Below are 15873 nucleotides of genomic sequence, written 5' to 3' on the forward strand. Positions count from 1 at the left end.
CGTGGTGATATCAGCCAGTAGACTCAGACTACCCCAAAAGGGTTTTGTTATTGAAGGTGCTCTTCCACCCAATTTACTTAAGTCGGTAAATTTCGGCTTCTCCTATTTTTTTTATAAGGTGGTATCGGCTGTTGAGGATGTTTTTGAAATAGATGTTTTGCGCGGTGTTGTCATTTAAAAAAGGAATCTTTCCTTTTTCGGTTACGATGAGTTCAGGACTTATCTCTGAACAGATATATTTGAGTTCTTCTATGCTGTTAAGACGAGGATTGTCAAAATAAGGGTAGAGTTGTTCGCGTTTGAGATTGGTGGGATGGGTCACCGATTTAGTAGGAGGGTACTCGTCTGTAAGCCAGTAACCAATATGGTTTTCCAGAAAAAAGACCGACCTTACATCGCCTATGTTTTTTTCGATATATTCCGAAACCTCAATGCCTTCTCCGTTGTAGGGAGACTTTCCGTCCAATATTCTGTTGCCCACATGGTAATATTCCCGCAAGGGTTCAAACTGTATCAGAAGCATAACTACAAGGGCGATAAAAGGGATGATTTTTATACTGTTGAGCTGTGAAAAATGACTGACTACAATAGCTAGAGGTAGAATTAGGAAGGGATATAGTTGTATGAGGTAGTGGCTGTTGACTTCCCCGGATTGGACAAAGGAGAACATAACTCCAAAAATGGATAGTAATATATAGGTATAGTTTTGGCAGCGTTTTGGGAAACACTTCTTTTTGTGGTTGAGCAGTATAAGAATACCGGTAATAAAGATAAAGGGAAGCAGATCTACAAAGGCATCGATATTATTTGCCGGATTTGGGGTGTCGTAGTGAAGGGGAGCGAGAATCACCGATTCCCACCACACTTCGAATAGTCCGCTGAAATAATAAGGAGCGGCGGTACACAGCACAGGAATAATACCACCGATAGCATAGTAACAGCCCGTTTTTATAGCCGCTGCGAATCCTTTGTCCTTATACCTGAAAAATACTATACCTAGACCGGTAAAGAATATGGGATAAGCGAGGTTGAGCTTGGTCATAGCTGCGATGCCGAAGAGAAGACCGGCAAAGAAAAAATGCCTGTTGCGCGTGGCCTTGATTACATACCAAAAACCGGGAATAGCAAAGAGCATAGATAGGTGCTCGGTCATTACTCCTTGTATGTTTCCAAAGAGACTGGATAGAAAAACATAGAGCATTCCACACCAAAATCCGGTCTTTTTTCCCGACAAACGATCGCCTATTTTAAACAAGAAGAGCGATGTAATAGCAATGCCAATAGTGCCCGCAAGGCGAATAGCAATAAAACTCTTTCCGAAAATTTTGATGACCGCCGCAAAGAAAAGAAAGGCCAATGGAGGCTTGAGATCCCAGAGATAGGTATAAGGAAGATGGCCTTCTGCCCATGATTGCCCCATCAGGATAAATGTGCTTTCGTCCCGATCTATATAATCCCGAAAAAAGAATGGAAAGCGGATAAAGAGTGCAACTCCCAGAAATATCAGGAAGATATACAGTAGTCTTATCTTTTGATAATTAAGGGAAATCCCTTGTTTAAACAGCTTCAAAATTGGCTTGGTTTAACGACAATTCTCATCTTTGCAAGATAATACAAAAACCGTTTCTCATGAAAAATATTTCAACACGCGATAAAAAACACCTGTGGCACCCACTCACACAGCACAAACTACATCCCGATACGGTTGCTATAACCAGGGCCAAAGGAGCCTTGTTGTACGACGATGAAGGCAAGGAATACATAGATGGTATAGCTTCGTGGTATACCTGTGTGTACGGTCATTGCCACCCCTATATCGCAGAAGCGGCATACCGACAGATGACACAGTTGGATCATGTGGTGTTTAGCGGTTTTACACACGAACCGGCAGTACGGCTCTCGGAAGCCTTGATGGAAATATTGCCCGACAATCAGCAGAAACTGTTTTTTTCCGACAACGGTTCTACAGCTTCCGATGTGGCGATAAAAATGGCTTTGCAGTATCATTTTAATCAAGGCAGAAAGCGCGATGTGCTCATCGCTTTCGAAGAAGGATTTCACGGCGATACTTTCGGGGCGATGTCTGTTTCGGGATTGTCGGTGTACAACGGTCCGTTTTCAGATTTCTTCCTGAATGTAAAGCGCATTCCCGTACCGGATGGGACGAATAGTGGAGAGGTGATAGAGCAATTCGAAGAGATACTGCGTACCGAAAATGTGGCTGGATTTATATACGAACCTCTAGTACAAGGGGCTGCAGCTATGAAAATGCACGATGCGGAAGGATTGAATACCCTGATCAGACTGTGTAAAGAATACGATGTGATTGCCATAGCCGATGAAGTGATGACAGGATTCGGTAAAACAGGAAAGAATTTTGCATCGGAGTATATGGAGCAATTGCCAGATATAATCAGTATGTCAAAAGCCCTTACCGCCGGAATGCTACCTATGGCGCTGACTAGCTGTACTCAAAAGGTTTACGACGCTTTTTACAGTGACGATATAAGCAAAGGCCTCTTTCACGGACATACGTATTCGGCCAATCCCGTAGCCTGTTCGGTAGCTCTGGCGGGAATAGAACTGCTGAGGTCCGATGAAATGCAGGAGAATATCAAAAGGATTACAGCATCACATCGCCGCTTTGACGAAGTGATTAAAAAGCATCCTAAAGTAGCTCGAACACGGCAGCTCGGGGTGATCTACGCCTTGGAAATAAAGGTGGATACAGAGCGCTATGGGGGACTGAGGGATAAATTGTTTCAGTTTTTTATGGAAGAAGGAGTATATCTGCGACCACTGGGGAATACCGTTTACATTCTTGCTCCCTATGTGGCGACCGATGAACAATTGCAGAAAATATACAATACTATAGAGCGCGCATTGAATAGTGTTGTGGATTGATTTCGGCTTTCAGCCCGCAAAATATGCTTTGGTTTTTTATCCCCAGAGCGTTGCCCTAGGCTGAATTGACAATGGCTTTCAGCCAATATTCTTTTTGTCGTTGATGGTTTCGCCCTGAAAGGGTAACCAAATTGAGTGTTGCTTTTCAAGCTGTTTTAATCTTTTACGGAAAATAAATTGATTACTTTTGACACTAAAAGACGGTGCAGAAACCAATTTCTATCACAGCCATATCTTCTATTTCGCCATTAGGTATTGATTCAGTTTCCGTATGGGACAATTATCTCAATTCCGGTCACTGTATTGCAGAGAGAGCTTTTGGTGAAGACAGGGCTTTTGTCGCCTCTTTGTCGGAAGAGGCGCGTCAGCTTATAGCGGAATTGAGAAATGAGGATCTCAAGTACAGGAGCCTTGACGATTCGGTGCTGTTTGCCTTATATGCTTCTCGCAAAGCCATAGCGATGGCCGGATGGGACAGGGGGAGTACTTTTGGAATCAACATCGGTTCTTCTCGGGGAGCTACTGGTTTGTTTGAAACCTATCACAAAGATTTTTTGGACAGAGGAAAGGCACATACGCTTTCTTCACCTACTACTACTTTGGGAAATATATCATCTTGGATTGCCCACGACCTTCAGAGCAGGGGTCCTGAAATATCGCATTCTATAACCTGTGCTACCGCCTTGCACGCTGTACTCAACGGAGTGGCATGGCTGAGGGGAGGGATGTCGGATAAATTTTTGGTTGGGGGTAGTGAAGCCCCGCTGACATCTTTTACCATAGCCCAAATGAAAGCGTTAAAGGTATACGCGAGGGAGATGCCTGATGATGGTTATCCTTGCCGGGCGCTGGATATGGAGAAGCGGTTGAACAGTATGGTGTTGGGAGAGGGTGCTGCAGTAGCTTGTCTTGAAACGGGAAAACAGGATCGAGCACTGGCCTATATCGAAGGGGTGGGATATGCTACTGAGATGTTGCAACACAACACTTCGATTACGGAAGATGCCGATTGTTTTCAGCGATCTATGAGAATGGCTTTGAGTGGGGTAAATCCGGAGGAGGTAGATGTGGTCGTTATGCATGCTCCGGGTACGATTAAAGGAGATGCTTCAGAGCGCAATGCCATAGAAAAGGTATTTGGAGAAAAGCTTCCGGCACTTACCACCAACAAGTGGAAGATAGGACACAGTTTTGGGGCATCGGGTATGTTGAGTATGGAATTTGCCGTACAGATGCTGCAAAACGACAAATTTGTAAAGGTGCCTTTTTCTGGAGAAGAAAAGATTCCCGAGAATATTCAAAGGATTTTGGTCAATGCAGTCGGATTTGGAGGAAATGCCGTGAGCATACTACTCGGATCGGTGGATAAATAGGATTGTATAGGATGTAAAAAGGGGAAAAACCGTTCTTTAAGAATGGTCTTTCCCCTTTTTAATTTTTGAGACTGAGCTCTTTTATTTAATACTCGCTTTGAGGTATTCTCGGTTCATACGAGCGATATTCTCCAGCGATATTCCTTTGGGACATTCAATTTCGCAGGCTCCGGTATTGGTACAGTTTCCAAATCCTTCCAAATCCATTTGTTTTACCATATTCAGCACCCTATCAGTAGCCTCTACACGTCCTTGAGGAAGAAGGGCAAACTGAGAAACTTTGGCTGAAGTAAACAGCATGGCACTGGCGTTTTTACAAGCGGCAACGCAGGCACCACAACCTATACAGGTCGCTGCATCAAAAGCCTTGTCTGCATTGTGTTTTTCTACGGGAATTCCGTTGGCATCCTGTGTATTTCCGGAAGTATTTACCGAAATATACCCTCCGGCATGTTGTATTCTGTCGAATGCAGAACGATCTACTACGAGGTCTTTGATTACCGGGAATGCTTTTGCGCGGAAGGGTTCGATAAAGATGGTATCCCCATCCTTGAATTTACGCATATGCAGCTGGCAGGTAGTGATTCCTCTACCCGGACCATGAGGCTCACCATTGATCTGAAGTGAGCACATACCGCATATTCCCTCTCGGCAGTCGTGGTCGAAAGCCACAGGCTCCTTGCCTTCGTTGATAAGCTGGTCATTGAGTATGTCCAGCATCTCGAGAAAAGAGCTGTCGGGTGAAATGTTCTCTACCTGGTATGTTTCCATGGCGCCTTTGGCATTTGCGTTTTTCTGGCGCCATATTTTTAGTGTGAGATTCATTTGTTATTTCATTATGCGTTATACTGTTGCCTGAAGCCTTGTGCTTCATCGTCCGAAGCCTTACGCTTCTTCTATAATCTTAAGCCCAGTTCTACTCCCTTATTATTGCTGGGGGGGGTGGAGACGCCATGCATGGCGTCTCTTACTTGTAGGAGCGGGTTTTTAGTTCTACGTTCTCGAATTTCAGGTCTTCTTTGTGCAGGACAGCCTCGGAGGGTTTTCCGGTGTACTCCCATGCGGCTACATAGGTGTAATGTTCATCGTCTCTTTTGGCTTCTCCTTCTTCGGTCTGATATTCTTCTCTGTAATGTCCTCCACAGGATTCGTTTCTTTCGAGAGCATCCCTTGCAAAGAGTTCACCGAGCTCTAAGAAATCGGCTACTCGACCTGCTTTTTCGAGTTCTTGGTTAAATTCTTCAGAGGTTCCCGGTACGCGAACTTCTTTCCAGAACTGTTCTCTAAGTTCGGCAATCTCGTGGATGGCTTCGCTCAGTCCTTGTGCATTTCTAGCCATTCCCACCTTGTTCCACATAATGTGTCCCAGTTTTTTGTGGAAATAGTCTACAGAGTGCTTACCGTTGTTGTTTATCAGCTTATTGATACTGTCTACTACATTTTTCTCTGCCTGATCAAACTCGGGGGTATCTGTCGGTATGGGTCCTGTACGTATATCATCGGCCAGATAGTCTCCTATGGTATAGGGGAGTACAAAATAACCGTCTGCCAGTCCTTGCATCAGTGCCGATGCACCGAGGCGGTTGGCTCCGTGATCGGAGAAGTTGGCTTCTCCTATGGCGTACAAGCCAGGCACGGTGGTCATCAAGTTGTAATCTACCCAAATACCTCCCATGGTATAGTGTACCGCAGGATATATTTTCATAGGAGTTTTATAAGGGTTGTCGTCGGTGATCTGTTGATACATATCGAAGAGGTTGCCGTATTTGGAGGCGACTACTTCTTCACCGAGTTCAGTAATTTTTTCTTTAGAAGGATTGTGAATACCTCTGATGTGGGCCTGTTCATTTCCATATCGTTCAATCGCTGATGAAAAATCGAGGAAAACCCCTTCGTTAGTACTGTTGTTTACAATACCAAATCCCGCATCGCAACGCTCTTTAGCAGCTCTCGAAGCCACGTCTCGCGGCACGAGGTTACCGAAAGAAGGATATCGTCTTTCCAAGTAGTAATCGCGATCTTCTTCGGCTATCTCGGTAGGTTTCAGCTTTCCTTCGCGAATGGCTTGGGCATCTTCTATCTTTTTCGGAACCCATATTCTTCCGTCGTTACGCAGTGATTCAGACATCAGAGTCAGCTTAGACTGCTGGTCACCGTGAACGGGAATACAGGTAGGGTGTATTTGAGTGTAGCAAGGGTTTGCAAAGTAGGCTCCTCTTTTGTGTACTTTCCAAGCTGCTGTGGCATTAGATCCCATAGCATTGGTAGAGAGGAAGAATACGTTTCCGTAACCACCGGTTGCAATAACTACTGCGTGAGCGGAATGCCTTTCTATTTCTCCGGTAATGAGGTTACGAGCAATAATACCTCTCGCTTTTCCGTCTACAACAACTACGTCGAGCATCTCGTGACGGTTGTACATGGTTATTTTTCCTTTGGCGATCTGCCTATTCATAGCGGAATAAGCCCCTAGCAACAGCTGTTGTCCTGTTTGTCCTTTGGCGTAGAAGGTACGAGAAACAAGTACCCCACCAAAAGAGCGGTTGTCGAGCAGTCCGCCGTAATCACGAGCAAACGGTACTCCTTGAGCCACACATTGGTCTATGATGTTTCCTGAAACCTCGGCCAAACGGTATACATTGGCTTCTCTAGAGCGGTAGTCTCCTCCTTTTATAGTATCGTAAAACAGACGGTAGATAGAATCGCCGTCTCCCTGATAGTTTTTTGCAGCGTTGATACCACCTTGAGCGGCGATAGAGTGTGCTCTTCGGGGGGAATCCTGATAGCAAAATGCTTTTACATTATACCCCAGCTCTGCAAGAGTAGCGGCGGCCGATCCTCCGGCCAATCCTGTTCCTACGATAATAACATCTATCTTACGCTTGTTGGCTGGGTTTACCAGTCTTATATTGTTCTTGTGATTGGTCCACTTATCGGCTAAAGGGCCTTCCGGTATTTTCGAATCTAAGGTAGCCATAATCGTGAATTATAATGAGTTGAAATAATGGAAAAGCGCTATAAAAATAAATCCTAGAGGAATGATTATAGCATAAGCTTTTCCGAGTTTTTTAACCGCTGGAGTGTACTTGTTGTTAAAGCCCACAGACTGAAATGCGGAGCTGAAACCGTGTAGTAGGTGTAGAGCCAGGAAAACAAAGGCCAAACAATACAGTCCTACACGTATAGGGTCGTGAAACTTCACCACCATTTCGCCGTAATATCTCCCCGGATCTTCGGGTAGGGCGTGAATGTATTTGTGAGCGATTTCGGGAAACCAGAAATCGTAGAAGTGAAGTCCGAGGAATGCCAGGATTACGATTCCACTAAAAATCATGTTTCTGGACATCCACGAGGAATTGGCCCCGCCGTTGTACTTTACGTATTTAACACTTCTCGCACTGTTGTTCCTCGCCTCCAGTATAAAGCCCATCACGAAGTGGAATACCACTCCAAAGATAAGTATAGGTTGCATAAGGTACTGGATAAACGGATTGGTTCCCATAAAATGCGACAACTCATTAAAGGTGTCTTCACTGCATACAGAACTGAAATTGATAATAAAATGTTGCAGAAGGAACACTAATAAGAAAAGTGCAGAAAGAGCCATTGCTACTTTTCTCGCAATGGAAGATTTTATAATCCCACTCATTGGTTTTATGATTTTTTAACAGTACAAAAGTACAGCGGAAGAAAGATATGGGCAAACTTTGTTTCCGCTTTTCCATTGAATTTAGAATGAGTATAAAGAAGATAACAGCTTGTTTAGAGCTTAAATTCATAATTTTGTAGAGAGGCGATAATGCCTTGAAATCTTCATAAATAAATTCAGCATGAAATATCATCCCATAGATTCGGATCTTTTTGTGAGAAACCGAGCTAAGTTTACGGCTAAAATGAAATCTGGTAGTATCGCTGTGTTCAACAGCAATGACATTTATCCTATCGGGGCAGATAGCACCATGCCTTTTGAGCAGGCGCGTGATCTTTTTTATCTCTCCGGTGCCGACCAGGAGGAGACTATACTGTTGTTGTTTCCCGATGCGATCGATCCCAAGCACAGAGAGATATTGTTCGTTCGGGAAACTAACGAACACATAGCGATATGGGAAGGGGCCAAGCTCACCAAGGAAAAAGCCTATGAGGTAAGTGGTATTAAAACGGTGTACTGGCTTACAGATTTTGAGAAGGTGTTTTTCAATTTGATGACAGAGGCCGATACTGTGTATTTTAATACGAATGAACACTACCGCCAATCGGTGGAAACTCAAACGAGAGAAGACCGCTTTATAAAGTGGTGTAAGGAAAAATTTCCCGCTCATAAATGGGAGAAGAGCAATCCCATACTTCAGAGTATCAGAGGAACTAAGGAACCGCAGGAAATAGAGCTGATCTCTCAGGCCTGTAAGATTACCGAAAAGGGCTTTAGAAGAGTTCTGGAATTTGTAAAACCGGGTGTTTGGGAATATGAGATAGAAGCGGAGTATATGCATGAATTTCTCCGAAACCGTTCCAAAGGATTTGCCTATACCCCTATAATTGGATCGGGATTCAGCGCATGTGTGCTGCATTATATAGAAAACAACCAACAGTGTAAAGACGGCGATATGCTGTTGATGGATGTAGGTGCCGAATACGCCAATTACGCCAGCGATATGACGCGTACCATTCCCGTAAACGGACGCTTTACTGCCCGACAAAAAGAGGTGTACAATGCCGTATTGCGCGTAAAAAAGGAAGCGACCAAAATGCTGGTTCCGGGAACGCTGTGGGCAGAGTATCATCAGGAAGTAGGGAAAATTATGACCTCTGAGTTACTCGGACTGGGATTGTTGGACAAGGCCGATGTTCAGAACGAAAATCCCGATTGGCCCGCCTATAAAAAATACTTTATGCACGGTACCTCTCACCATATGGGACTGGACACCCACGATTACGGTCCGCTCAAAACTCCGATGCAGGCCAATATGGTATTTACTGTAGAACCCGGAATTTACTTACCTGAAGAAAATATGGGGATACGCCTGGAAGACGATGTAGTGATACAGGAACAGGGAGAACCTATAAACCTGATGAAAGATATTCCGCTCGAAATCGAGGAAATCGAAGAGTGCATGAATAAATAGTCGGAAAAGTAACTGTGAGATAAGGGGCCGGTTTATCACCGGCCTTTTTTAATTTTTTTATACCGCAAAACAAAAAAAATCCGTAATATTGCCCCTCGAAACGGAAAAGCCTGATATAAAGCCTTTCCATATCGTCATAACGGGGATGTAGCTCAGTTGGCTAGAGCGTTTGACTGGCAGTCAAAAGGTCGTGGGTTCGAATCCCATCTTCTCCACTTTATAAAAACGCAACTAATTTATTTTTAATTGGTTGCGTTTTTTGTTGTTTAGGCATTGCGCATGAATTGCGCACTTAACTTGCAGATAGCAAAAAGATTTCTGTTTTCAAGCTCTTTTTTTTAGTTGTCCAAATATTCAAATATTTGCTAATGTTTTATTATAGGAAAGAATGGATAAGGGTGTTGAAAGGGAATTATATAAAAAGGTACATTTTTGAGATAGCCCTTAATAGATACTGGCGATAGGAAATATTGATTTGTAAGCTAATGTAGATTATATTTACACCTATGGATCGATCACTTTTTCCCATACTTCGGGATTATACTTATTTAAATACGCCGGCGTCGGGTATTCTGGCGAAGCCTATTCTGGAATGGCGTAGGCAACACGATGAGGCCTTTGCACAGGGAGGGAGTCTGTTTCGGGAAGAGTATGAAGCTTTATCGCAGCTGACTAAGATGGATATGGCTCGCTTTTTCAATGCCCGGTCTACTCAAACGGTACTCTTGCCCAATTTTTCCTTTGGTTTCAACACACTGCTTGGCGATCTGGCCGACACTCATCACTACTTGTTGCTGAAAGACGATTATCCTTCAATCAACTACACTGTAGAGCGACAGGGATTGAAGCGGACGTATGCAACAGTCGACGAACATCTGGAAAGCCGAATAGAGGAGGCTGTGGCCAAACATCATCCTACGGTTTTTGCTTTTAGTATAGTGCAGTATTTAAGCGGTATAAAGATCGATCTCGCTTTTTTGAAATCCTTGAAGCGACAGTACCCCGGCCTGCTTATTGTGGCCGATGGGACGCAGTATTGCGGAACGGAGCCATTCGACTTTGAAAATTCGGGCATCGATATACTGATCGCAAGTGGTTATAAGTGGATGCTTGCAGGCTATGGCAATGGATTTATGTTGGTAAAGGACGAGGCAAAAGTATTTCTTTATCCTCCCGAAAAGCAGCAGAATGTGCCCAAACCGCAATTACAGCACCTTCTGGGCAAGGATGCTCTTTCTTTTTCTTTTGAGCCGGGACATCAGGACACTCTGGCTATGGGAACTTTAAGAGAGGCGATTCGCATGTTTGGCGAAATGGATTTTGCAGCCGAAACGGAGCGACTTAGAAAGCTTGTCGAGAGGGCTAAACAAGAGTTTACAGCACGAGGACTCCTCACCGATGCGGTGGTTAACCGTAAGCTATCGCACGGTACATTTTTTAATCTGAAGGGTGATGATACTCTCTTTGATACACTGCAAACTCAGCGTATTCTTTGTGCCCGTCGCGGACCTGGTATCCGAGTGGGATTTCATATTTTTAACAATGAGGAAGATTTGGCGAGTCTGTTAAGTGCTATAGATCAGAGGAGATAAATGTACTACAACCGATACTCTTACCAAGCAGATACTTTGCAAGCCTCACTTTTACGAGTCAGATGCTTGTTGAAGCCGAATACAATCATTTTGATTTTCAAGATGCTCAATACTTCGGGAGGGTACGGTATGCCGACGATAAGAACGGTTTTTTAGGAGCTGTTAAAAGAGCATTTCCTGCGGCCGATGAAAAGCACCTGGTAATTTTGGTGCCTAAAAAAGGCGACTTCGAGTCCCGCTTCGGATATATGCTTCCTTGGATTTTCGGTTCTTTTGGTATCGGTGCCTTAGTCGTATTGACAATGATTGCAATTCTCGGTTTAGACAATAAAGAGCCGGAAAAAGAATGACTTTATAAGTATTGGTGTATTACACCATTTTTTCTTAGATATAGACAAAAAGAGTACTGTAATTGTCAAATAAAATCTTACTTTGGCACCAAGTTGCTCCTGACATATGTTGAAAAACTATCGAAATATAATTTGTGTTATTTTGTGCTTTCAGTGCTTTGTATTAAGTGCGCAGGATTACTCTCGCAAGCAAATAGACAGTTTGTTGCAGAAAGGAACTAGAGATTTCAGATTAGGTGGAGAATACGATGAAATTATTGAGTGGAATATCAGACTTGTAGAAATTTCGGAAAAACGGAATTATCCTGAAGGAGAGGTACAGGCTTATATCAATATTGCGAGTGCTCTGAGGATTATTGGAAAGTATGACAAGAGTATAGATTTTTTAAATATAGCCAAATCCAAGGTAAAAAAACTTAGAAATCCTCTTTTAAAAGGGAAGGTTCATTCTGAATACGCACAGATCTATAACGGAATGGGGCTGTATGGCCTAGCGCTAAAGAACAATTCGACCGCATTGACCTATGCTAAAAAGATAGCATCTTCCCCCCAAAAAAGAAATTATTTGGCTTATATATACGGGTGTAGAAGTGTGTATTTAAGAAATATAAATCTTCCAGACTCTTCCCTTGTCTATCTTCACAAATCGGCAAAACTTCGGTTTAAGCCTATCAATCTTTCTAATCTGGCCAATCATTATTTGAGGCAGATGGAAAAAAGGGATCTCGACTCAGCATTTTATTATCTGAAAAGTGCCTGTTCTATAGTTGAAAATGGCAAAGCGACCATTTATGAAAAAGCTGTAGTAAACAGGACCTTAGGTAGTTACTATTTTGAAAAAAAGGATTACCAAACAGCAATCACTTATTACAATAAAGTTCTGGAACTGACAAAAGACCTCAAGGTATCCACGACACGCACAAACACCTATGAGTCATTGATTCGTGTATACGATATTCTAGAGGATAGACAAATGGAGCTTTTGTACCGACAGAAGCACAAGGTTTTTACCGACAGTATAGACAGATTAAAAAATAAGGCCATTAACGCTTCTCTCGACTTGTTAATGGAACAGAAGGAAAGGGAAAATATCTCCTCTCATAAAAGATTATACGGGCTTGCCTCACTGATAACGTCTGTTCTTATAGCTGTACTGGGCATATTATTTTACAGAAACCGAAAAAAGCACCGCCTAATAATAAAGCGAGAGAGGGAAAATTTGTGGCTGAAGAAAAAGATGGATAAGGCATTTGATGAGGTAGTAGAACTGGCCAAGAGAAATGACCCCGCATTTGCCGGAAAGTTTCAGGAAGTATACCCGGAATTCTCTGAAGGACTGTTAAAAATGAAACCTGCCTTAACCCCTTCCGAGTTTGTTTTGTGCGCCTATATATGGTTGAATTTTTCTTCAAAAGAGATCGCAACATATACTTTTGTCACCCACAAAACAGTACAGGTAAAAAAATACAGGCTCCGAAAAAAGCTGGGCATCCCCACCAATGTAGACCTATATCACTTTTTTAAAACCTTTAATGAGGAAAGCTAATAGATTCTGTCTGTCACTTTCTATTAATCACACGCGAAGGCAGCATCGGATTGGTTATTATCACACAGTTTTTTACCGTGACCGTCACTTCGTTGCTCGGCACAGATTCGCAACTTTGTCCCCCAGCTTGGGTGGCGATAGTTATTCTTCTGTACTTAGTAGCTTTAAAAATAGAGCTAGGCTGATATGTTGCAGCATCAGCTCCCGTTATGGTGGTCCAGGTATTTCCGTCGTCTTCAGAATATTCCCAGCGGTAGCTGATGGTTCCAAAACCACTTCCGGCATCTCCCGAATTGATTAAATTCGGGACTGTATTACTGCATATTTCTCCTCCTCCCGTAATACTACCCGGTTGAGGAGTCTCCAATACAATAACCTCTATCTCTGTCAATTCACTTTCGCAATTACCATTGCTTTGAGCAACATAGTAGGTAGTGCTGCCGGGTACAGAAGTATTGGGAGTAAAAGGTATGGATGATGGTGTTCCACCTTCGTTCAGGTACCATATTAATGTATTGCCCGGATCGGCATTGGCGGTTAGCGGACTGGCAGTATCGCCCTGGCAATAGTATACCGGAGTATCTACAACAGGAGCCTGGGGCTGTGGGGCTATGTTTACCGAAGAACTGTTATTTCCTCGGTTTTCCTCAGGTTCTATATTTGTGGGGTCTGTTCCACCTTCACTTATCAACTCTACGTCTGCGGTGTTGGTGTATCCGGAATTGGATTTTATGGTAAACCTGATCGGTGGGGCGGACATACCGGAGCGCAGTGTACCATTGCCATTTAAAGTAAATGTATACGTATTGCCACTATTGGTACGCGACCAGCCACTATTGCTTATACTGCTGATGCTTGTTCCAGCAGGTAATGTTTCGATCACTTTCACCTCATTGGTACTGCTGTACTGCAAATTGTTGGCTCCTACGTTAGAAACCGTCAAAGTAAATTCATTTCCGTTTGCGATGTCCAAGCATTCGTCGTCGGTATATTTCTCAACAACTAGATCCACACCTTCGGCATATACCGGAGTTCTTACATTGGCAGTATTGTTGGCCAAATCGGGATCGGTAATCTCGTCATTGCTGATGGTAACTGTATTTTGCAACAAGTTGCCGACGGGGATTTGCCTGTCCAAAAATCCTTTCACGGTAATCAAGCCTGTACTGTTGGCCGGCAAGCCTACAGATCCGTTAAAATTTCCCGAACTGATTGGAGTACCGGAAGTAGGAGTCGGTAAATTGGTAGTGGTAAAACCGCTGTGGCTAATGTTGGTGATATGAAACATTCCGGGAGGAATGGGATTTCCTATCCCGTCGGTCAGTTGGTCTTCTACCTGAATATTTGTAAGTGCTGCCGGGGTGTCGTTGGTCACTTCTAGTATATAGGTGATTTCATTCTCATCTCCCGATCCCGGCACCGAGCGCAATACATTTTTATCCGCCAGTTTATTCGCTCTTATATTTCCGGGTGTGGTGATTAGGATGTTTCTAATTTCGTGATAGTTAAAACCAGCACCTGTGGAAGCGGCAAAGCCTACCTTTAACAGTTCTGGTGGAACATCTGAAGTCTCATAACTGATGAGTTCAGTAAATTCTCCTCCCTGAGAAGTAGCCCAACGAACGGTAATATTAAATCGTCCGGTTCCGGTGGGAGTAATTTCGATTTGTACCCGTCGGTAAAACCATGAATAACTCGGACGCGAATTTACTCTGGTGTTATAATCAATCACATCTTCTCTGGCATTTCCCTGCATATTTAATGCGTCCGTAATACTGCCATTCCCTCTAATGGTAACTCCTTTCAAGTAGCGGTTGGTATTGAGATCTCTAGGGTTAGGCGAGGTGGTCGGTCCTCTTAAGACTATAGAGTTGGGACTTACATCGGGAGAACCTCCATTTTTATTTTCAGAACGAGCTACAAAGTTACCATAGGCGTCAAAACCCACCCCTACATATCCACCGGTAAGCCCGGGAACATCGGGGTTTGGGTTGGTGCTGTTAGCATATCCCAACGAACCGCCATAGGCGCCTAGAGCAAAATTTCCAGGACCATAAGCAGCGTCAAACAAAAAGATACTAAAACCGTCAGCTCCGTTGTAAGTATTATCATTTTGATCTCGCCACATCGTATATTCAAAATCCACTAATACCCCAAGCGTTGATGGAAAGGATTTGTTGATATAGGCATAGCCTTTTTGATTGGTTGTAGCTTTCGTCAGCCGCAACCATCCCGCATTTACCGGATCGTCAACACCCGAGGTCAGGTAAGCGTTGTCCCCTATAATAATATCGGGAGAGCCATTGCCTCTAAAATCGTTGGTAATGGTAAACTGAGCAGATGCGTTTAAAGCGCTGAACAACAAAATAGCGCTAGTTACTATCAATCTTATATCCCTCATCACACAATCTATTAAATCAGTTTGCAATTTTACATTTGGGTTTTCCCTCTGTTCCGTATACATTTTGGTTGTATTTATACTTTAATAAAAGCAATGGCAGGAAAGGGGGGTGATTCTATAGCACATTGCCGCTATAGAATTGTCTTGCCAAAGAGCTAACCGAGGTAGTTGTTTTATCGTTTGTGATTCTTGGATAAAAATAGATGTAGCACTTGTATTTCCTTGATATGCAACCCCCTACTTTCGATAAAATACAATTTTATTCGACCATGTGTAGTAGTAAAGTGAGTTGTTGCCAGCAAACAGCACAATAGTATCACTATATGCTTTTATTTATCAATTGTTTTTTTTCTGTATTGGCTACATTAGCGGTACCAAAAAACGTAAACCAACTGAGATTATGAAACCAAACTACAACTTCTATTGTTTTGACCTTTGCCATTGTATGTATAATACAATTATCTCATATCCGGGCAGGGGATCTTTTTGGGAAAAACGCGAATAAAAATGAGAGTCGGGAGATAGACTTGGTATTTCGATACCATATGTAGCCCGAAATCTGTCTTGTAAACATTACACAAAAA

11 protein-coding genes and 1 tRNA gene are annotated in these 15873 nt (G+C 43.2%); 7 read left to right on the forward strand and 5 right to left on the reverse strand.

Features of this window, described 5'->3' with window-relative positions; translation table 11 throughout:
* Positions 1–73: 73 nt before the first annotated feature.
* Complete coding sequence (locus ACYZZR_RS05840) at positions 74–1570, reverse strand: ArnT family glycosyltransferase (RefSeq protein ID WP_461533059.1); 1497 nt, start codon at positions 1568–1570, stop codon at positions 74–76.
* Between the two features lie 59 nt (positions 1571–1629).
* Here ACYZZR_RS05840 and bioA point away from each other — a divergent pair, with 59 nt between their 5' ends.
* Positions 1630–2904: an adenosylmethionine--8-amino-7-oxononanoate transaminase gene (gene bioA, locus ACYZZR_RS05845; protein WP_461533060.1), complete on the forward strand. Its 1275-nt coding sequence runs from the start codon at positions 1630–1632 to the stop codon at positions 2902–2904.
* Positions 2905–3107: 203 nt separating this feature from the next.
* Entirely contained in the window at positions 3108–4277 is a 1170-nt protein-coding gene (locus ACYZZR_RS05850) for a beta-ketoacyl synthase N-terminal-like domain-containing protein (RefSeq protein ID WP_461533061.1), read from the forward strand.
* Between the two features lie 81 nt (positions 4278–4358).
* On the opposite strand, the gene ACYZZR_RS05855 is transcribed toward ACYZZR_RS05850, so the two are convergent.
* From ACYZZR_RS05855 to ACYZZR_RS05865, 3 genes are all read right to left on the reverse strand, one after another.
* Complete coding sequence (locus tag ACYZZR_RS05855; RefSeq protein WP_461533062.1) at positions 4359–5102, reverse strand: succinate dehydrogenase/fumarate reductase iron-sulfur subunit; 744 nt, start codon at positions 5100–5102, stop codon at positions 4359–4361.
* Positions 5103–5244: 142 nt separating this feature from the next.
* A complete protein-coding gene (locus tag ACYZZR_RS05860) occupies positions 5245–7254 on the reverse strand; it encodes a fumarate reductase/succinate dehydrogenase flavoprotein subunit (RefSeq protein WP_461533063.1) in 2010 nt (669 codons plus the stop codon).
* 9 nt (positions 7255–7263) lie between these two features.
* Complete coding sequence (locus ACYZZR_RS05865; protein ID WP_461533064.1) at positions 7264–7926, reverse strand: succinate dehydrogenase cytochrome b subunit; 663 nt, start codon at positions 7924–7926, stop codon at positions 7264–7266.
* A gap of 181 nt (positions 7927–8107) precedes the next feature.
* On the opposite strand from ACYZZR_RS05865, the gene ACYZZR_RS05870 reads away from it, so the two are divergent.
* From ACYZZR_RS05870 to ACYZZR_RS05890, 5 genes are all read left to right on the forward strand, one after another.
* A complete protein-coding gene (locus ACYZZR_RS05870) occupies positions 8108–9400 on the forward strand; it encodes an aminopeptidase P family protein (protein WP_461533065.1) in 1293 nt (430 codons plus the stop codon).
* A gap of 141 nt (positions 9401–9541) precedes the next feature.
* A tRNA-Ala gene (locus ACYZZR_RS05875) sits at positions 9542–9615 on the forward strand.
* Between the two features lie 291 nt (positions 9616–9906).
* Positions 9907–10992, forward strand: a complete 1086-nt coding sequence (locus ACYZZR_RS05880) for an aminotransferase class V-fold PLP-dependent enzyme (protein WP_461533066.1) — start codon at positions 9907–9909, stop codon at positions 10990–10992.
* 62 nt (positions 10993–11054) lie between these two features.
* A complete protein-coding gene (locus tag ACYZZR_RS05885; RefSeq protein WP_461533067.1) occupies positions 11055–11342 on the forward strand; it encodes a hypothetical protein in 288 nt (95 codons plus the stop codon).
* A 205-nt stretch (positions 11343–11547) separates the two neighbouring features.
* Entirely contained in the window at positions 11548–12888 is a 1341-nt protein-coding gene (locus ACYZZR_RS05890) for a tetratricopeptide repeat protein (protein ID WP_461533068.1), read from the forward strand.
* A 13-nt stretch (positions 12889–12901) separates the two neighbouring features.
* Here the strand turns inward: ACYZZR_RS05890 and ACYZZR_RS05895 are convergent, their stop codons facing one another.
* On the reverse strand, positions 12902–15289 hold the full coding sequence (locus ACYZZR_RS05895; RefSeq protein ID WP_461533069.1) for an Ig-like domain-containing protein: 2388 nt from the start codon (positions 15287–15289) through the stop codon (positions 12902–12904).
* Positions 15290–15873 lie beyond the last annotated feature (584 nt).

It is taken from the genome of Sinomicrobium sp. (genome assembly GCA_029266035.1).
In the GTDB taxonomy this organism is placed as follows: Bacteria; Bacteroidota; Bacteroidia; order Flavobacteriales; family Flavobacteriaceae; genus Sinomicrobium.

Excerpts from the sequence above, each read along its gene's own strand:
- bioA (WP_461533060.1), top strand. The coding sequence starts at position 1,630 with ATGAAAAATATTTCAACACGCGATAAAAAACACCTGTGGCACCCACTC.
- ACYZZR_RS05855 (WP_461533062.1), bottom strand. The coding sequence starts at position 5,102 with ATGAATCTCACACTAAAAATATGGCGCCAGAAAAACGCAAATGCCAAA.
- ACYZZR_RS05860 (WP_461533063.1), bottom strand. The coding sequence starts at position 7,254 with ATGGCTACCTTAGATTCGAAAATACCGGAAGGCCCTTTAGCCGATAAG.
- ACYZZR_RS05865 (WP_461533064.1), bottom strand. The coding sequence starts at position 7,926 with ATGAGTGGGATTATAAAATCTTCCATTGCGAGAAAAGTAGCAATGGCT.
- ACYZZR_RS05870 (WP_461533065.1), top strand. The coding sequence starts at position 8,108 with ATGAAATATCATCCCATAGATTCGGATCTTTTTGTGAGAAACCGAGCT.
- ACYZZR_RS05880 (WP_461533066.1), top strand. The coding sequence starts at position 9,907 with ATGGATCGATCACTTTTTCCCATACTTCGGGATTATACTTATTTAAAT.
- ACYZZR_RS05885 (WP_461533067.1), top strand. The coding sequence starts at position 11,055 with ATGCTTGTTGAAGCCGAATACAATCATTTTGATTTTCAAGATGCTCAA.
- ACYZZR_RS05895 (WP_461533069.1), bottom strand. The coding sequence starts at position 15,289 with ATGAGGGATATAAGATTGATAGTAACTAGCGCTATTTTGTTGTTCAGC.